Raw genomic sequence first — 17,969 nt, 5'->3', positions numbered from 1 at the left:
CTTAAATAACATCAAATGAAACGAAGAGATGCACTGAAGGATCTGTCATTGTTGCCGCTGGCTGGCGGCATGATGCTTCCCAAAATACCGGAGAAGACAACGAGCGTGATTGATGCGGCTGCGAACAAGGAAATCTATCAGTCAATTGGTGTTGAGCCTATTATAAATTGCCGTGGTACGTTTACGATCATTGGTGGATCGATCGAAAGGCCTGAAGTACGCGCGGCCATGGACGCTGCTGCGCAATCGTTCGTCCAGTATGACGAGCTTGCTTTTGGTGTGGGAAAACGGCTGGCAGAGCTTACAGGTGCCGAATGGGGCCTGGTGTCTTCGGGTTGTGCGGCGGGTATGAAACACATTACAGTAGCCTGCGTAACGGGAGGGAATCCTGAAAAACTGATTCGTGTGCCTGACCTGACTGGTTTTGAAAAAACTGAAGTGATCATCCCCAGGTATTCGCGTAACGTGTATGATCACTCGATCCGTAACGTGGGTGTGAAAATCATTACGGTAGACAGTATTGAGGAACTGGAAAGGGCCATCAGCCCGCGAACGGCGATGATCTACATAGCCGCTGGCGGCCCGTCGGAGTCGGGGCCGTTTTCAACTGAAGCCATTGCAAAAATTGCGAAACCCAAGAATATTCCCGTCATGGTGGATGCCGCTGCGGAAGACCTAACCATACCGAATGTCCATTTGAAAAGCGGAGCTACTGTGGTGGTTTATAGTGGTGGCAAGGTAATGTGCGGGCCTCAGTGTGCCGGTTTGGTATTAGGGCAGAAAGATCTGCTGATGTCAGCGTGGCAAGCAAGTGCTCCTCACCACGGGCCCGGGCGGGACAACAAGGTAGGTCGCGAGGAGGCGATGGGTATGGTGGCTGCAGTGGAGGCCTGGACCAAGCGGGATCACGCCGCCGACTGGAAAAAGTGGCTTTCCTGGCTGGACAATATTTCCAAAAAACTGTCGACGCTTGATGGTGTCAAAACCACGGTGTTTGAACCCAAGGGTTTGTCAAACCGCACCCCTGTCCTTCAGGTAAGCTGGGATCCATCCAAGCTGCATATCACGGGGGAAGAAATTGCGGAGACTTTCGGACGGACCAAGCCACGTATTGCGTTGGGAGGGAGCAGCCGTGATGCCAATCATACCTCCGTTTCAATCACTACAGGGCAGATGCAGCCCGGCGAGGACAAAATTGTGGCCGACCGCCTTTTTGAAACCTTATCTCAAAAACGCCAGCCGAAAAAAACCGAACTTGCCGCCGCTGGAGCGGATCTTAAAGGCCACTGGGATGTGGATCTGGAATTTTTTACAAGTACAAGCAAGCAAACTTTTATCATCGAACAGGATGGCAACTGGTTGCAGGGATCTCATAAGGGGGAGTATTCGGTACGGGAGCTCAACGGTATCATAGAAGGAAACGAAATTAAGATAAGAACTACCGACCGTCAGCCGGCAGATTCCATTACCTACATGTTTGCGGGTACTGTGAAGGATAACGTTATCACGGGCTCCGTGTACATGGGCGAATATATGACGGCTAAATTTACCGCCAAACGTCATACCTTCCGAGGTAAACGGGAGAAATTCATGATCCCAGGAGGTCCTCCGCTGGCGACGTAGTTTTCAGTCGGCAGTTTTCAGTGGGCAGTAAGCAGTGTGCGGTATTGGTTATCGGATAGTGCTTACTGAAAAGTTAAAAGTTTACAACTGCCCACTGTTTACTGCCTCCTAAAAACCGCCCACCGCAAAACTGCCTGCTAAAAACTCAACTTCCCACCCCTAATGCCTTTCTGACTGCCGGTGCCACCACGGTGCCGTAAAGTTCAATCGAACGGAGGATCTTGTCATGCGGCACCGCTCCCATGCTCATTTGCATCAGAAAACGGTTGTGCCCGAAAAGTTCATGTTCATACAGGATTTTGTCGATCACCTGCTGGGGGCTACCTACCATAAGATATCCTTTCGGATCACGCATCGCATCAAAATAATCCCGGTTAATACCCGACCAGCCTCTCTCGCGGCCAATGCGGTTCATGACATCCGCAAAGCTCGGGAAATAATCGTCTCCTGCTTTTTGTGAGGTATCCCCGATAAAACCCTGGGAATTGATACCAATGGCTAGTGATGCAGGATTGTGCCCGGCTTTTTGTGCGACATCACGGTACAAATTTGTAAAAGGGACAAACCGATCCGGTGTTCCGCCTATAATCGCGAGAGCCATGGGAAGGCCCAGAGATGCCGCCCGTGCCACAGATTCCGGCGTTCCGCCAACCGCCACCCACACCGGAAGTTTTTCCTGATAAGGCCGAGGATATACCCCCAGATTATCGAGCGAAGCTCTGTGTTTCCCTTTCCATGTGATTTTTTCTTTCTCGGTCAGTGCAATCAGCAATTCAAGTTTTTCGGAAAACAAAGTATTGTAATCTTTCAGGTCGTAACCAAAAAGCGGGAAGGATTCAATAAACGATCCCCGTCCGGCCATGATCTCCGCACGGCCACCGGATAACAAATCCACCGTAGCAAAATCTTGAAAAACCCTGACGGGATCATCTGAGCTCAGCACCGTTACGGCACTGGATAGCTTAATTTTCTTTGTTTTAACCGCTGCGGCAGCCAGAATAATCGCGGGTGATGAAACCACGAAATCGGGGCGGTGATGTTCACCTACTGCAAACATATCCAGACCGACCTGTTCCGCAAGCTCAATTTCTTCCATCAGATTTAGAACGCGCTGGTGTGCTGAAATTGATTTCCCTGTAACGGGATCTGCCACATTATCGGCAAAAGTATAAAGACCTAATTCCATGTTCATCTATTGTTACAAACGTATACTTTATCCCCAACACCGGAACAGACTTTCTTGTTTCAAACTTTATATCACTTCCGTATTCTTATTTACCGGCGCTGGCTGGGCTGCATATTAGATTTTCTTTAAAACTTAAAAACAGTTTGTTGATTACTGAAAGAAAATATCACATTTACATCACTTTACAGATGCAGGAACTCAACGTGTACATCAGATATTGGCCAGGACGAGAATGGTCAAAGTGGCATTTCAAATGTTACCATTAATGAATACTTAGATGAAAAATTTTCTTTCTGCCAGGTACCTTCCGCAATTCCTCCATAGGGCTGGCATGCCCTTTATCCGGGAAAATTCCAGGATTATTATCCGGTTTCTATTTACCGTGTTCTTTATCGGTTTAGGGATATGGTTTATCAGACATGAGCAAACCGAGATGATGGAAGTCCGTAATGTCCTTGTCTCAGCATCTGTTTCATGGGTTGTAGCGGGGGTGCTTTTTACATGCATATACATTGTTTTACAGGGGTTTATGTATGTAAGTTCGTTCAGGGTAGTAGGCAAAAAGGTTGACCTTTACGAGGCAGTTATCCTCTTTCTGAAAAGAAATCTGGTTAGTATTTTTCTTCCGGCGGGCGGCATTTCCTCACTTGCATTTTTTAGCCGGGATATTGAAAAAAAGGGAATCAGCAAAACGCAGATCCATTTCGCTTCGTCAGTTTATGCATTTATTGGGATCGTATCTGTGGTGGTTGTAGCCGTTCCTGCATTTCTTTATGCATTGTCTGTCGGTGGCGTAAGTAACGGAGAGTGGCTTGGGTTGTCTGGTGTTTTTCTGGTTATCGCTTTGTTAACAGGTATTTACAGGTCGCTGCGGAGGCAGGGAGTCGCTTTTAAGCTATTAATAAAATGGGTCCCTTCTTCAGAAATACTGATCCGCGAAATTCTGTCCAACCAGATTGATGTCAAAATGATATGGGTCACGCTTGGTTATAGCGTACTCATCGAACTTGCAGGAATCGCGCACTTATATATTGCCATGCAGGCGCTGCATGCAGAAGCCTCATTGTTCCCAGCGGTCATGGGGTATACCGTTTCGGTTATCTTCCTGATCATTTCACCGTTTTTAAGAGGACTTGGCGCGCTTGAAATCTCCATGGCTTTCATACTCACCCGTTTCGGATACAGCAGTATCGAAGCCGTCTCTATTACTTTTCTTTACAGATTTCTGGAATTCTGGCTGCCGTTGCTGGCTGGCCTGATCAGTTTTATGGCCAGAGCGGGGAAATTGCTGATGCGTATTTTGCCGGCTTTGGTTTTGTTGATACTGGGAATGATCAATATCGTTTCTGTACTCACGCCAGCCATTGGCACAAGGGTAAGGATTCTGGAGCGATACCTTCCTGGTGAGGCCATTACGATTTCCAATTATTTTGTTCTTGCGTCGGGGCTGTTTCTGTTGGTCACAGCCGCTTTTATGCTCAAAGGGTTACGTATTACCTGGTATTTTGCTATGTTTCTGAGCGTGGTTTCGTTGATCGGTAATCTTTCAAAAGCCATTGACTATGAAGAGTCCATAGCGGCGGTGCTTGTCATTGTTATTCTTTTTGTTTCCCGTAAGGAATATTACATCAAAGAGAACCCGCATTTGCGGAAAATTGGCTTGAGGGCAACGGTGTTCAGCATGGTCCTGGTGTTGCTGTATGGTATAACAGGTTTTTATTTTCTGGACAAACATCATTTTGGTATTGATTTTAATTTCGGACAATCTGTTCGGTATACCTTTCTGAATTACTTTCTGATCGATATAAATTCGCTGGTTCCGTTGGATTCATTTGCCAAAAATTTCCTTTACTCCATTAACATAAGCGGTTTTGTTTCCATTTGTTTTCTGATTTATACATTGGTGCGGCCCTACGTTGTAAAGGATACACTTTCGGCGGAAGATATGGAACTCGCACGGGAGCTGGTAAGTACCTGCGGGAAGTCTGCCATGGATTATTTTAAAACATATCCTGATAAAATAATTTATAGACCGGCAGAACTCAATGCCTTTTTAGCCTATCGAATCTGGGGAAATTTCGCTGTTGTACTGGAAAATCCTGTGGCGCGAAACGAAACAGACATGAAACAGTGTATCGCGATGTTTGATCAGTTCAGCAGGGAATGCGGGCTCAAAAATTTCTATTACCGGGTACCTCAGGAAAGTTTACCGGTTTATGAGGCACTTGGCAGGAAGAACCTTTTTCTGGGGCAGGAAGGAGTTGTAAACCTGGATACCTTCAGCCTGGAAGGCGGAGCTAAGAAATCTATGCGGAATGCATTGAAAAAGGTAACCGACAAAGGTTTTAAAGCAGTTGTGTATCCCGCACCGGTTAAAGACGGTCTTCTGCAGCGGATTAAGGCGGTGTCTGATGAATGGCTTTCCGAGGCTGGACGGCACGAACTGGTATTTTCCCAGGGTATGTTTATATGGGAAGAACTTAAAAATCAGACCATTATCACAGTTGAAAGTCCCGAGGAAAAGATCGTAGCCTTTGTGAATATTATCCCTGATTATGCGCCGGGAGAAGGTACGTATGATCTGATCCGGAAAACGGCTGATGCGCCAAATGGTGTCATGGATTTCATCATGGTGGAAATGTTTCATTACCTTAAATCAGCAGGATACACTTCTGTAAACCTGGGTTTGGCGCCCATGTCGGGAATCGACGCGGCGGAGAGCCTCCCGGAGAAGTCCATGAAGTTTGCCTATGAAAAGATACGTTCATTTTCCCACTATAAAGGCTTGCGGGATTTTAAAGAGAAATTTGCCCCGGTATGGCACAATAAGTACTTGATATACAGTGATGATTACGATTTGATACAGGCGCCGTCTGTCCTTAACCATATTATAAAACCATGAAATTAAATTTCTTTTTGTCCCTGATGCTATTATTGCTGGGACCGACTCTAGAAGTGAAGGCTGAAAAATCGGATTCGCTGGAATACGGAATGTTTGGTAAAATCCATGTATATCCTCCTTTGGCGGCACCTACCTCTTTTGTAATATTTCTTTCCGGCGATGGGGGCTGGAACGATGGGGTAATAAATATGGCCAGACTGTTGACGGAACAGGGCGCACTGGTGGCAGGGATTGACCTGGTACATTACAGCAAAGCTTTACGAAACACCAATTCCGCGTGTTATTATCCAGCGGGAGATCTGGAAGACCTCAGCCTGAGCTTACAAAAGAAGTATAAATTTGAACACTATCTCAAGCCACTACTGGTGGGCTATTCATCCGGTGCAACATGGGCGTATGGCGCAATGGCTCAGTCTCCGGCTGCTACTTTCAAGGGAGTTATCGCAATGGGATTTTGCCCTGATGTGGAAACGGACCGCAGTTTTTGTATCGGAAATGGGCTGAAATCTCACGTTCTGGTCGAAGGGAAATCTTATTATCTGGATAGAAATCTGAAATTACCTGCGCCTTTTATTGTGCTGAACGGCGTGATGGACCAGGTTTGCAATTATCGGAAAACAGATAGCTATATGAAAAATATGCCTTCGGCTTCTCTTGTTTCGCTACCGGCTGTGGGACATGGTTTTTCTGTGGTATCCCGCTGGGCTCCTGCGTTTATAAAAGCTTTTAAGGAGATAGAAAAGCCTGTTTTTGATTCTGATAAAAAGGACAACGGGCAAAATGAAATCCACGTTTTGAAAACTGAAATTCCTGTGGATCTACCATTATATCCCATGGTATCTTCTTTGCCGGGTGATGCGATGGTCTTTATGTTATCGGGAGATGGCGGCTGGACAAGCTTTGATAAAGGTGTTGCAGCGGCATTGGCCGCCAAAGGTTTACCGGTTTTAGGAATGGATACCCAGCAATATTACTGGAAACCGAAAACTCCGGAAAAGGCTGCGGAGGACATTTCAAAAGCACTGGATTATTATATGCGTCTCTGGAAAAGAAATGAGGTTATTCTGCTGGGATATTCTTTTGGTGCCGGTGTCGCGCCATTTGTAGCTTCAAAGCTGCCGCCCGGCTTAAAGGAAAAATTGCAGTCGGTATGGATGTTATCTCCGGATGAAAAAACGGATTTTGAAGTTCATTTAACGGACATGCTGAATCTGGGAAGGAGCGCTGCTCCTTATGACGTGATCGGTGAAATAAAGCGTATTGAGAAATACAAGCCGATTTGTTTTTTTGGGAGTAAGGAAGATCAAAACCGTACTGCCGTTTTCAGGTCGAATGGTTTTAACGTGATGATTATTCCCGGCAGTCATCATTTTGATGATAATTATGAACTGATCGCACAGGAATTAATGAAAGGTATCCCTCCCCATAAATGACGCAGAACAGTAGCCGGGGTACTTGTATTTTGGCTTATCCGCAACTTTTGCGCCGATGGCTTCCCATCGCAATCATCTTTGCATAGCCCTTAGTGACGCCTAAGAGGCAGCCTCTGGAGGCTATTGTCTGCGTTACATCCTGTTCAAAAAATCTTCAAAAAAAATCAACTTTTTTCTAAACGGCTGAAATCTTCAGTTTCCCTCCAGAATTGGGAGACAACTTTGAAACGTCGAAAGGGAAGACCAGTCGGGATTTCAGCAAATCCTGACCGTGTCAGACCGAAGGCATTATTTCTTACTTTCTAACCATGCTTAATGCCATGTTTCAAACTCGAAATTTTAGAAAATTAGCTCCTGTTGCCGTGATAGCGGCTGTTTTAGGTGGAAGTTCATACGCGGCCTTCGATCATTTTGCCAAACCTGATACCATCTCGACCTGGGTAAACGCAACTCCGGTCGTAAAGACAAGAATGGGCGAGAAACCCGGTGAAAATACGGCGATGATCCCAGCAGATTTTACCTATGCTTCGCAAAAGGCCACAGCTGCGGTGGTACATATTAAATCAACCCTTAAGCCCGAACGTACGGTGAGCCAGATGGAAGTACCCGATGCTTTTAAGGATTTTTTTGGTGATCGTAATCCTTTTGAGCAGCAGGCGCCTCAGGGAAGAGGGGAGAAGCCGCAGGCAACCGGCTCAGGTGTGATCATTAATCCGGACGGTTATATTGTAACCAATAACCATGTGATACAGGGTGCTGAATCACTGGAAGTTACGCTGTCTGACAAGCGAACATTTAAGGCAAAAGTGATCGGTTCGGACCCGAATACGGATATCGCACTGATTCAGATCGATGCCAAAAATCTGCCATCGCTGGCATTTGGAAATTCGGAAGGTGTGAAAGTGGGGCAATGGGTGCTGGCAGTGGGTAATCCCTATAATTTAACCTCCACCGTAACGGCCGGTATTGTGAGTGCAAAGGGTAGGAATATCAACATCCTGAGCGAAAATGCAAAGGCTCCGGTGGAATCATTCATTCAGACCGACGCCGCTGTTAACCCAGGCAATTCGGGAGGTGCACTTGTAAACCTGAACGGTGAGCTGATCGGAATCAATACGGCCATTGCCAGCCAGACAGGGTCTTTTGCCGGTTATTCTTTCGCCGTTCCGTCCAGCATTGCACACAAAGTGGTGGAGGATATTTCCAAATTCGGAACCGTGCAGAGAGGGTATCTCGGCGTGGGTATCAGCGAAGTGGACGGTGCCAAAGTAAAATCGTATGATCTGAAAGTGTCTGAGGGGGTACGGGTTGAAAGTTTTGCAGACCAAAGCGCAGCTAAGGAGGCCGGTGTTAAAATCGGAGATGTGATCACCAAAATTGACGGTCAGATGATCGAGTCGGTTCCGCAACTTCAGGAGGCAATTGCACAGCATAAACCCAACGACAAAGTTAACCTGATGGTGAATCGCGATGGCGTTGAAAAAGCCATTACAGTATCCCTGAAAGGCAGCGCAGGTAATACTTCGGAAAATGCCGGTAAAGCAGCTACGCTGGATAAACTTGGAATTGAATTGCAGGATTTGAGCAATAAAGCGAAAAAGGAGATCGGCGTGGAACAGGGTGTGCAGGTGAGCCAGATCTTCGCCGGCAAAATCCGCCAGGGTACGGATATGGAAGAAGGTTTTGTCATTACCAGGATTGATAACAAGCCGGTTACGAGCGTCGCCGAGGCCATCAAAATACTATCGGATAAGAAAGGCGGAGTGATGATTGAGGGGGTATACCCAGGCAAACCGGAAACACAGTACTATGCCGTTGGTTTGTAGGAAGTGATAGGGCAGCTGTTGCAGGGTTGGGTACGGGGTTTTCCGCCCTGCCAGCTTGCCTTTCTTATCAAAAAATCCATTGAATATTTTAAGATCAGTTAATCGGAGAAAGCAATGAAAAAGTTAGTGAACCTGATGGGCCTGCTTATGGTGATGAGTATCCCATCGTTTGCAAAAAACAGAAATTTTCAGCTTCCGGCACAGGCTCAGACCTACAACTGGATGTATCCGGACATGAAAACATCTCAAAATCCCATGTACAACAATGCGTTTGCAAGGCAGAGGATACAGCGTGCTTTTGACGCGGCCCTGGGACAAAAAGGTTTGACCAGAAACACCCAGAACCCCGACCTGCTGCTGCAGTTCCATACTTTCACCCAAAGGGTAAGGCGTAATTATTATGGCGGAGGAGGTGGTTATGGCTATCCCATGATGGGCTGGGGACGCTGGGGCTGGGGAATGCCTTTCGGCTATTACGGAGGGGGATATCCTTACAGTACCACCAGCACCAATGGTACGCTCGTACTGGATGTGACCGATGCCAAAACCGGAGAAGTACTGTGGCAGCAGGCCATCACTGGAGATGTCAGTAATTTTAACAGGCTGGACAGGCAGATCAACAAGGGGGTGAAAAAGCTGATGAAAAGCTTCCCCGACCGCCAGGTCTGAGGTAATAAAAACTGCCCGGAAAGTACAGGGATGTGGAAAGGAAGGACGGAACTTTCCGGCGGTTTTTGAATGGAGCCACACAAACGATGTGGTGTTTTGAACAGACAAGTAAATGAAACAAGTGATATGAAAACGCTTGACAGCAGATTTCTGAGAGCCTTTAGGGCTTTGGGAATCAACTCGAAAAAAGAAGGTTTGTTGCTCGCAGTTTTGCTTTTCGGAGGTACATTCCCGGTAGCTTTTGCTCAAAATGAAACAACCATTGGATCGGAACAATTAAAGGAAACCGATAAGGGAATTGTATCTGCCATTGCACCGTATAATGAAGATGTCAGGGAAAACATTCTGATTGTAAGCCAGTATCCGCAAATACTTGCGAAACTGGGCCAGATACACGACCAGGCGAGCCAGGCTTTTCAGGCTAGTATCCGGGATTTTAATCAGAAAAAACAAGGTTGGTTTTACAACGTTTCCAGGTATCCCAAGCTGATGCATGCATTGGCAACTCTGCAGGAAGGGAAATCCAGGAAGGAAACGGATGCACTGGTAACAGCACCGGATAATGAGCTCAAAGAAGCAGCCTGGAAATTGTATGATCATCACAAAAAAGACCTGATCGTGGTGGATAATCTGAATCAGCAGGCGGAACGTTCTTTTGAAGATCTGATAGAGGGGTTGGATTCAAAAAGCCAGGATGCTTTTTACAAACTGCTGGATATGCCCGACGTGCTTTCTTTGCTCAATGATCACATTGATCTCACCGTGCGCCTGGGAGACAGCTTTAAACAAGATCCGGAAGGTGTCCGGCAAAGCCTGGCCAATGAACACGACTCTCTGGAAGCGCTGAACAAACAGGAACTTGCCCAGTATAAAGACGATCTGTCGCAAAATCCGCAGGCGGTTGAAGACCTGCGCAAGGCCAGTGAGCAGTATGCTAAAGAAAACGGTTACAGCTATCCCGCGCCGGCCTCTGATACCGTTGTGAATTATTATGGTTACAATCCTTATTCCTATTGGTTTGGCTATCCTTACTGGTATGGATCGGCCATGTGGTATCCTGGCTCGCTGTGGAATAGTACCGGTTTTTACTTTGGACTGGGTGGTTCGCCGGTGATATTCGGATTGCCTTCGCTGGCTTTTTCAAACTGGTTTTTTGGAGGTGCTTACCGGTATTATCCTCATTTATACCGCCAGTACGATCATTATTATCATAACAATATTTCTCAACACCGCATTGTGGCAGCGAATAACAGCGGTTTTATGGGGGTGGCCAGAAGACATTTTAATCCTGAATATACCGGTCGTTCGGCCTGGATATCCACTCCCAATGTAGCCAGAGACGGTGCCAGAAATGCAGGTTCGAGGGTGGTTACTGTTGCTCCGCGCCAGAATTCCTTTAACCGCAATAACGCTGCTACTTATCACGGCCAGTCCTGGGGCGGATACAGTCGGGGCGGATTTAGCGGAGGGATGAGTTCCAGAGGCGGATTTGGAGGCGGAATGCGGGGTGGTCGTCGTTAGTATTGTTTGTTGTTTGTTTAACGGGTAAGTCGGTTTGTGGCTTACCCGTTTTTTTAATACGCCTGCATCTATTTTTTATGCCGAAGCTGAAGTCGTTTTTACAGGGCTTCGGTATTTGTCAAAATTGATGAGCAGTACACTGCCCAGGATGATGATCAGCCCCGATATCTGGGTAAGCGAAATACTTTCACCGCCAAACAAAATACCCAAAAGTACGGCAACCACAGGGTTAACGTATGCATAGGTACTTACCTTGGTGGCAGGCTGCACTTTAATGAGCCATACATAAGAGCTGAAGGCCACAATGGATCCAAAAATAACCAGGTACAAAACCGATAGCCAGGCGTTCAAGGGAACCGCGGAGATATCAAACGAGGATAATTCGCCGGAGATAAAGAGCCCGGGGATAAAAGCAACACCTGCGGTCATCATTTGCCAGGAAGTATTTACAGTGGGGGAAGTATTACTGGCGTTGTATTTGGCATACAAAGAGCCTCCTGCCCAGGCTGCCGCACTGAACAGTATCAGCCCCATGGCAAATAGATCCCGGCCGCTGTTGATGGAGTGCATGGCACTGGTGACCCTTTCGGAAAAAAGTAAAATCACGCCACCAAAACCAATAACAAGACCCAGAATCGCCAGTTTGTTGTTCAGATTTTCCTGCCATTTTGGTTTGTCAAGCAGTACAAACCAGAGCGGTGCCGACGAGATCAGAATGGCAACCATGGCACTTGGCAGAAATTGTTCTACCCAGATCACAATCCCGTTCCCCACAAATAAGAGAAGAAAGCCCGTAATAGCAGAAGGGATGATTTTCTTTCCCACCAGAATTTTTTCTCCCTGTATGACCGACCATCCCATCAGCAGTATACCTGCCGCGATAAACCGGAACGCACCGAGCAGAAAAGGAGGAAACCCCGACAAGGCTTTCTGTATGAAGAAGTAAGTGGAGCCCCATACGATGTACACAATGGCGTATGCCAGTATGATCATGAATGTGGAAGGCGTTTTGCTGTCTTGTAAAACCATAATTTCCCTATTTTTCCGGAATGACTGACTGTCGTTCTTCTTTTACTGTTTCTATACGTTGAATTATATTCTAAAATTAGGTAAAAGTAGAGAACATAGGGTTTTGGTAGCGGATCATTTGAAATTTAATTATTTAACGTCAAACGGGTTGTCCTTATCCATTCCTCTCCTGTGATACGTCCATAACTGCGCTGACTGGAACCAGGTATCAGAATCTGACGGTAGATGGTCAATCAATCTTATTTTATGTCTAAATTTGCCTATGCACCCGGTTAGGAGTACCATTCAGCTTTTGAGAATACCATTCTCGTTTTTTCTGATGCCATTGTTTTTGTTTGCATTAAGTCAGGCAGAATCCGTGCTGGTATCCGAAACCATCTGGTCATTTCTGATCATTCACCTGCTGGTATATCCTGCCAGTAACGGATACAATAGTTTTGTGGATCAGGATGAAGAGAGTATCGGTGGCCTGGAAAAACCACCCAAGCCGACCATCTATCTTTTTTATGTAACCCTGGCGTTGGATTTTACAGCAGTACTGCTGGCTGTTCTGCTGGTCAATAAGGCTTTTGCAGTTTGTCTTTGTCTGTATATCATTGCTTCGCGTGCGTACAGTTCGCGGATGATCAGGTTAAAGAAGTATCCTGTTGCCGGATTTCTGGTGGTCATGTTTTTCCAGGGTGCTTTTACGTACTACATGGCAACCGTGGCAATTACAGGCAGCATCCCCGAGGTATCCGAAGCTCATATTTTCGTCTGGCTCGGATGTTCCTTTCAAATCGCCGGAGCGTATCCGCTCACGCAGATCTACCAGCACCAGCAGGATCTGAAAGATGGTGTGGTAACCCTTAGTTATAAACTTGGTTACATCGGTACCTTCTGTTTTACTGCACTGATGTTTCTGTTATGTAATGTTTTTTACTTTTTATACTTCAGCAGTAAAGGAAATGGAATGATTTTTTATATCCTCCAGCTGTTCTTTTTGCCGGTCATTGTTTATTTTGGATATTGGTTTTACATGGTGATCCAAAGTCATAGCCATGCCAGTTTTAAAAATACAATGCGTATGAACCGTATTGCCGCGCTTTGCATGAATAGTTGTTTTGTAGTACTAATCATTATCAGTCAGTTCCTTTGAGTTACCTATCAGCAATTGCAACGGCGGTGCCCGAAAACTGTTTTTCGCAGGAAACCCTTACCGATTTTTACATCAGGTCAACCAATGACCTGATGAGTAAAAGAAAAATAAAGATAGTATCAGGAAAAACCGGAATTCAGACCCGTTATTCCGTTCTCTCCGATTTTGATAAGGCGTACGAGGATTATACCTTTTTTAGCAAATCCGCTGATCTTTTGCCGGAACCTACGCTGTCCGACAGAATGAAAATATACGCGCAGCAGGCCACGGAGTTATCCTTGAAAGCTGTAAACGGCCTGGAGGGAATCCATGATTTCAAGGAGCAGATCACCCATCTGATCACCGTCACCTGCACCGGATTATTTGCTCCCGGGCTGGACATTGAGCTGATGAGAGCGCTCAGTTTGTCCCCGACCGTTCAGCGGAGTTCAGTGAATTTTATGGGGTGTAATGCGGCGATACTGGCTCTTAAAAATGCAGACGTTATTTGCCGGACTTTCCCTGCTGCAAAGGTGCTGATCGTATGTACGGAGCTATGTACCATCCATTTCCAGAAGCAGTATAACGACGATTACCTTTTATCGAACCTGCTTTTTGCCGACGGAGCTGCTGCGGTCATCGTTTCAGGTAAACCGGACGGGATGTATCAGCATGCCGTGCAGATGGAAGAATTTAATTCCATGGTACTGCACAGCGGATATGATGATATGGCCTGGCGGCTTTCGGAGACGGGTTTTATCATGAACCTTTCTTCCTATGTACCCGGCCTGATCAGGGAAAATATCCGCGCAATGCTACTGGGCGCCGGGTTGAATATTGACCAAATAAAACACTGGGCGGTACATCCGGGCGGTAAGCGGATTATTGATGATTTCGCGCTGGCGCTGAATCTGGATAAATGTGCGATGTCGGATACCTATAAAATCCTTAAAAACTATGGCAATATGTCTTCGCCAACCGTTCTTTTTGTCTTGAAAGAGATCCTGGAAAAAGCAAAATCCGAACACCGGAATGAACAGATCCTGGCAGCTGCATTTGGCCCTGGCCTCACGATAGAAACTTTAAAGATGCGGTATGTTTAAAAAAAGGAGTCAGAAGAAGGAGCTCCTTGACGCGGAGGATATTCCACCTCAAGACCTCTTCGTTAACCTGAAAGAGCTTGATTTTATTAACAAATGGCTGGGTGGGTATGGAGTTTCTTTCTCGGCTCTAAAAAAGGTACTGAGCCGCTCAGAACATTTGTCGCTTGTTGATATTGGCAGCGGGGGAGGAGATACCCTTAAAAGGATAAACACCTGGGCGCAAAAGGGAGGTTTTGATCTGGCACTGGCGGGCGTTGATATAAAACCGGTGTGTACAGCCTATGCAAAACAGCACGCAGCTGACCCTGAAATAAACTTTTTCTGTGATGATTACCGGAATATGGACCGGTATGTCAGGACAATAGATATCATTCATGCTTCTCTTTTCTGTCATCATTTCTCGGATGAGGATCTTACGGAGCTAGTCAGATTTGCACTTGCAAAGCGTTGTGTGCTGATCATCAATGATCTGGAGAGGCATCCTTTGGCCTATTATTCTATCAAATTTCTCACTGCGCTTTTTTCGAATTCTTACCTCGTGAAAAATGACGCACCGCTTTCTGTGCTGCGTGGATTTAAGAAAAAGGAGTGGAAGGCAATTGTTGAAGCTGCGGGTGCGATGCATTTTACGATCCGTAACAAATGGGCTTTCCGGCATGAAGTGATCGTTTATGGAAACAGAAATTAAAAAATACGATTGTGCCATTATAGGTGGCGGATTGGGCGGGCTCTGTCTGGCGATTCAGCTCGCTGATGCGGGTGTTTCTGTTGTTTTATTCGAAAAAAAGAGATTTCCTTTTCATAAAGTCTGCGGTGAATATATTTCCATGGAAAGCTGGGGTTTTATTGAAAAGCTGGGAGTACCGTTGCGTGATATGTCTCTTCCCCGCATCACGGAGTTAGGGATAAGTTCTGAAAAAGGTTTCATGTTGAACCGGCAGCTGGAACCCGGTGGTTTTGGAATCAGCAGGTATACTTTGGATCAAAAATTATATGAAAAGGCCATTTCAAAAGGGGTAAATGTTGTAGAGGGAGCCAAGGTAAATGGCATTGAGCATCAGGACGGTATCTGGGAAATAGAAACATCCTCGGGGAAGTTCAGGGCAGACATTACCTGTGGTAGTTACGGTAAATATACTCCCTCGTTTGTACAGCAGCTTCCTGGTTATGAGGACGTGCAAAAGGCTGGTAAGCCGAATTACATAGGCGTAAAATACCATGTCCGGACGGATCTGAATGTGAACCGCATAGAGCTGCATAATTTCAGGGACGGTTATTGCGGAATTTCCAGAGTGGATGGCGGCAGGTATTGTATGTGTTATCTGACTTCGTCAAAAAATCTTCATGATTTCGATATGAGTATCAAAACCATGGAAGAACAGGTTTTATATAAAAATCCGTTTCTCAAAAGATATTTTACCGGATCGGATTTCCTTTTCAGCCAGCCGCTTGTGGTGAGTAATGTGGAGTTTCATAAAAAACAAACGGAAGTGAATGGTATGTTCCTGCTCGGTGACGCAGCGGGCTCTATTACGCCGTTATGTGGCAATGGGATGAGCATGGCTATGCGGAGTTCCCAATTATTAGGCGCAGAGCTGATAGGATATTTTCGAAACAAGACTTCCAGGGACGATATTGCAGATCGGTATCAGGTTGCGTGGAACCGTCATTTTGGAACCAGGATTAGAGCGGGGTATTATCTGCAGTACCTCTTTGGTAAAAGAACCCTGACGGATATTTCCCTGCGCCTTTTAAATCAATTACCTCAGGTTACGGACAGGTTCATTGCCCTTACACACGGTGACAATTTCTGATCATAAAGTTTTTCGTCTGAACGCCATAAAGTATTCGAATAGGCAGGTATTTATAAGAAGCATGAGCATGCCATAAAAAATATCTTCCATTGGAATGGTTACAATCCGAAGTGCCATATTTTCATTGTCGTTATACCATACAATAGGTTTTTCAAGACCGGTTCCGGTCAGTATTCCGTTTACAATAAAAAAGGGGAGCAGCAGAAACATGTGCACATAATAAAATTTACTGAGCCATTTTAGCCTGAAAATTAAACTCAGTACCAGGGTAATACCTAAGAAAACGGAAGTATAAAAAGTATAAAGCCGATCGTAAAAAAGGAAGCCTCCTGCAAGTGTGAGCGTCAGGAATATCAGCGTAATTAATTTTTCATATTTAAGGGAAAATGTGTTGGAAAGGTACAGCCGGAAGCAGTAATACGTGAAAAGACAGGCATAGGGAATACAGATGAAAAACAGTATTTCTTCGATTGGCAATCCCCAAAAATAAATCCCCAGAAGATAATCCGGATTAAAACCCCATACCTTGATATGCGTAAAATGGCTATCCCAGATAATAAATGGAATGGTGGTCAGGATAATGGCGCTCCATAAGGAAGGATATTGTTTATAGAGCTGTATTTTAGGATGAAAGGAAAACAGCAAAGGGACGGATAGCGCCCCAAGGTCCACGAGCAGGTACAGATAATTCATTTGACAGACGTCTTTCTTACTTCCCGGAAATACTTCAAGGGTACCCACAGCATACCAAAACATTCCCCGTCGTGTTTGCCGGTGTGTTTGTGATGCATTTTATGCGCGCGGCGAATGGCTTTCAGATAAGTGGAGTCTGAATTTCTGAGTATTTTGAAACGCTGATGAATAAATACATCGTGAACCAAAAAATAGGCAAAGCCATACATTGTAATGCCCAGGCCCACCCAAAACAGTGCATTGAAATGATTACGCAGACCGACAAACAGGCAAATGATGCCAGGTATTGCAAAAATGAGAAAGAAAAAATCGTTCTTTTCAAAAAATCCCTGGTCGTCGCGTTTATGGTGATCACTGTGTAAAAACCATAACATTCCGTGCATCAGGTATTTATGGGCAATCCAGGCAACGCATTCCATGCCCATAAAAGACAATAGCACAATCAGAAAGCTAACCAACGAGGAATTCATAAACTTTTGGTTTGGGATTCAATTTTTTCAAGTACATCCTGGATACAGATTTTAAACCATTCGGTATAGGTTTCGGATCTTGCAGTGAGGTCTGCCAGCAACTCGGTTCGGGATATGTATTTGTAACTTTCAACTTCGCTGATATTAATGTCAGGTTTTTGATCGGTAATTCCCCAGAAGACATGATCCAGCTCGTGCTCGGTGAGTCCGTTTTCCAGGGCAGCATGGTATTGGAAGGAAAACAAAAAGTGGAGTTCAGCCTCTATTCCCATTTCTTCCAGGAGCCTGCGGTTGGCTGCGCGAGTGGTATCTTCTTCCGGCAGCGGATGGCTGCAGCAAGTGTTTGTCCACAATCCGCCGGAATGGTACTTGTCGTAACGGCGTTGCTGCAGCAGGAGGTCACCTTCGGTATTAAAAATGAATACCGAAATAGCCCGGTGCAGAGCTCCCTTTTCATGTGCTTCCATCTTGGGCATCAGGCCCACAGGCGTATCATTTTCATCAACCAAAACTACCTGTACATTCATATATTATTAGGAGTTAGTATTTGTTCACCATCTTATCAACGGCCCCGGCGGCGGAA

15 protein-coding genes are annotated in these 17,969 nt (G+C 45.7%); 10 read left to right on the top strand and 5 right to left on the bottom strand.

From position 1 onward, the window contains the following. Nucleotides 1-15: 15 nt before the first annotated feature. The gene (locus tag KOE27_RS27965; RefSeq protein WP_215242145.1) at nt 16-1,623 is read left to right on the top strand and encodes an aminotransferase class V-fold PLP-dependent enzyme; all 1,608 of its coding nucleotides are present in this window, start codon (nt 16-18) and stop codon (nt 1,621-1,623) included. A gap of 145 nt (nt 1,624-1,768) precedes the next feature. On the opposite strand, the gene KOE27_RS27960 is transcribed toward KOE27_RS27965, so the two are convergent. After that, entirely contained in the window at nt 1,769-2,809 is a 1,041-nt protein-coding gene (locus KOE27_RS27960) for an LLM class flavin-dependent oxidoreductase (protein WP_215242144.1), read from the bottom strand. A 277-nt stretch (nt 2,810-3,086) separates the two neighbouring features. On the opposite strand from KOE27_RS27960, the gene KOE27_RS27955 reads away from it, so the two are divergent. The 5 genes from KOE27_RS27955 to KOE27_RS27935 all read left to right on the top strand — a co-directional run bounded on the left by KOE27_RS27955 (nt 3,087) and on the right by KOE27_RS27935 (nt 11,160). Next, a complete protein-coding gene (locus tag KOE27_RS27955) occupies nt 3,087-5,711 on the top strand; it encodes a phosphatidylglycerol lysyltransferase domain-containing protein (RefSeq protein ID WP_215242143.1) in 2,625 nt (874 codons plus the stop codon). After that, the gene (locus KOE27_RS27950) at nt 5,708-7,144 is read left to right on the top strand and encodes an AcvB/VirJ family lysyl-phosphatidylglycerol hydrolase (RefSeq protein ID WP_215242142.1); all 1,437 of its coding nucleotides are present in this window, start codon (nt 5,708-5,710) and stop codon (nt 7,142-7,144) included. Before KOE27_RS27955 ends, KOE27_RS27950 begins: the two co-directional genes overlap by 4 nt. A 320-nt stretch (nt 7,145-7,464) precedes the next feature. Beyond that, nucleotides 7,465-8,970 carry a Do family serine endopeptidase gene (locus KOE27_RS27945; protein ID WP_215242141.1) on the top strand — a complete coding sequence of 502 codons (1,506 nt, stop codon included), beginning with the start codon at nt 7,465-7,467 and terminating at the stop codon, nt 8,968-8,970. A gap of 114 nt (nt 8,971-9,084) precedes the next feature. Continuing rightward, entirely contained in the window at nt 9,085-9,639 is a 555-nt protein-coding gene (locus tag KOE27_RS27940; RefSeq protein WP_215242140.1) for a DUF4136 domain-containing protein, read from the top strand. A gap of 126 nt (nt 9,640-9,765) precedes the next feature. Then, on the top strand, nt 9,766-11,160 hold the full coding sequence (locus KOE27_RS27935; protein WP_215242139.1) for a hypothetical protein: 1,395 nt from the start codon (nt 9,766-9,768) through the stop codon (nt 11,158-11,160). A gap of 75 nt (nt 11,161-11,235) precedes the next feature. On the opposite strand, the gene KOE27_RS27930 is transcribed toward KOE27_RS27935, so the two are convergent. Continuing rightward, on the bottom strand, nt 11,236-12,189 hold the full coding sequence (locus tag KOE27_RS27930; protein ID WP_229253025.1) for an EamA family transporter: 954 nt from the start codon (nt 12,187-12,189) through the stop codon (nt 11,236-11,238). 292 nt (nt 12,190-12,481) lie between these two features. Here KOE27_RS27930 and KOE27_RS29795 point away from each other — a divergent pair, with 292 nt between their 5' ends. From KOE27_RS29795 to KOE27_RS27915, 4 genes are read left to right on the top strand one after another with little or no spacing between them, the layout of a single operon-like run. After that, a complete protein-coding gene (locus KOE27_RS29795; RefSeq protein ID WP_229253024.1) occupies nt 12,482-13,327 on the top strand; it encodes a UbiA family prenyltransferase in 846 nt (281 codons plus the stop codon). Continuing rightward, entirely contained in the window at nt 13,324-14,409 is a 1,086-nt protein-coding gene (locus KOE27_RS29790) for a type III polyketide synthase (protein ID WP_229253023.1), read from the top strand. Before KOE27_RS29795 ends, KOE27_RS29790 begins: the two co-directional genes overlap by 4 nt. Continuing rightward, nucleotides 14,402-15,097: a methyltransferase domain-containing protein gene (locus KOE27_RS27920; RefSeq protein ID WP_215242138.1), complete on the top strand. Its 696-nt coding sequence runs from the start codon at nt 14,402-14,404 to the stop codon at nt 15,095-15,097. The genes KOE27_RS29790 and KOE27_RS27920 overlap by 8 nt, the downstream gene beginning before the upstream one ends. After that, the gene (locus KOE27_RS27915) at nt 15,081-16,223 is read left to right on the top strand and encodes an NAD(P)/FAD-dependent oxidoreductase (protein WP_215242137.1); all 1,143 of its coding nucleotides are present in this window, start codon (nt 15,081-15,083) and stop codon (nt 16,221-16,223) included. The genes KOE27_RS27920 and KOE27_RS27915 overlap by 17 nt, the downstream gene beginning before the upstream one ends. Here KOE27_RS27915 and KOE27_RS27910 read toward each other — a convergent pair whose 3' ends face one another. From KOE27_RS27910 to idi, 3 genes are read right to left on the bottom strand one after another with little or no spacing between them, the layout of a single operon-like run. Next, a complete protein-coding gene (locus tag KOE27_RS27910) occupies nt 16,224-16,916 on the bottom strand; it encodes a lycopene cyclase domain-containing protein (RefSeq protein WP_215242136.1) in 693 nt (230 codons plus the stop codon). It lies immediately after the preceding gene. Beyond that, nucleotides 16,913-17,386, bottom strand: coding sequence for a sterol desaturase family protein (locus KOE27_RS27905; RefSeq protein WP_215242135.1), 474 nt, complete (start codon nt 17,384-17,386; stop codon nt 16,913-16,915). The genes KOE27_RS27910 and KOE27_RS27905 overlap by 4 nt, the downstream gene beginning before the upstream one ends. After that, nucleotides 17,383-17,913, bottom strand: a complete 531-nt coding sequence (gene idi / locus KOE27_RS27900) for an isopentenyl-diphosphate Delta-isomerase (protein ID WP_215242134.1) — start codon at nt 17,911-17,913, stop codon at nt 17,383-17,385. Before idi ends, KOE27_RS27905 begins: the two co-directional genes overlap by 4 nt. Nucleotides 17,914-17,969: the final 56 nt, after the last annotated feature.

The organism is Dyadobacter sp. CECT 9275 (assembly GCF_907164905.1).
Taxonomy (GTDB): Bacteria; Bacteroidota; Bacteroidia; order Cytophagales; family Spirosomataceae; genus Dyadobacter; species Dyadobacter helix.
This window is presented reverse-complemented; position numbering and strand designations above follow the sequence as displayed.

What these genes read in the sequence shown, in the direction of transcription:
- KOE27_RS27965 (WP_215242145.1), top strand. Translation starts at nt 16, where the DNA reads ATGAAACGAAGAGATGCACTGAAGGATCTGTCATTGTTGCCGCTGGCT.
- KOE27_RS27960 (WP_215242144.1), bottom strand. Translation starts at nt 2,809, where the DNA reads ATGGAATTAGGTCTTTATACTTTTGCCGATAATGTGGCAGATCCCGTT.
- KOE27_RS27955 (WP_215242143.1), top strand. Translation starts at nt 3,087, where the DNA reads ATGAAAAATTTTCTTTCTGCCAGGTACCTTCCGCAATTCCTCCATAGG.
- KOE27_RS27950 (WP_215242142.1), top strand. Translation starts at nt 5,708, where the DNA reads ATGAAATTAAATTTCTTTTTGTCCCTGATGCTATTATTGCTGGGACCG.
- KOE27_RS27945 (WP_215242141.1), top strand. Translation starts at nt 7,465, where the DNA reads ATGTTTCAAACTCGAAATTTTAGAAAATTAGCTCCTGTTGCCGTGATA.
- KOE27_RS27940 (WP_215242140.1), top strand. Translation starts at nt 9,085, where the DNA reads ATGAAAAAGTTAGTGAACCTGATGGGCCTGCTTATGGTGATGAGTATC.
- KOE27_RS27935 (WP_215242139.1), top strand. Translation starts at nt 9,766, where the DNA reads ATGAAAACGCTTGACAGCAGATTTCTGAGAGCCTTTAGGGCTTTGGGA.
- KOE27_RS27930 (WP_229253025.1), bottom strand. Translation starts at nt 12,189, where the DNA reads ATGGTTTTACAAGACAGCAAAACGCCTTCCACATTCATGATCATACTG.
- KOE27_RS27920 (WP_215242138.1), top strand. Translation starts at nt 14,402, where the DNA reads ATGTTTAAAAAAAGGAGTCAGAAGAAGGAGCTCCTTGACGCGGAGGAT.
- KOE27_RS27915 (WP_215242137.1), top strand. Translation starts at nt 15,081, where the DNA reads ATGGAAACAGAAATTAAAAAATACGATTGTGCCATTATAGGTGGCGGA.
- KOE27_RS27910 (WP_215242136.1), bottom strand. Translation starts at nt 16,916, where the DNA reads ATGAATTATCTGTACCTGCTCGTGGACCTTGGGGCGCTATCCGTCCCT.
- KOE27_RS27905 (WP_215242135.1), bottom strand. Translation starts at nt 17,386, where the DNA reads ATGAATTCCTCGTTGGTTAGCTTTCTGATTGTGCTATTGTCTTTTATG.
- idi (WP_215242134.1), bottom strand. Translation starts at nt 17,913, where the DNA reads ATGAATGTACAGGTAGTTTTGGTTGATGAAAATGATACGCCTGTGGGC.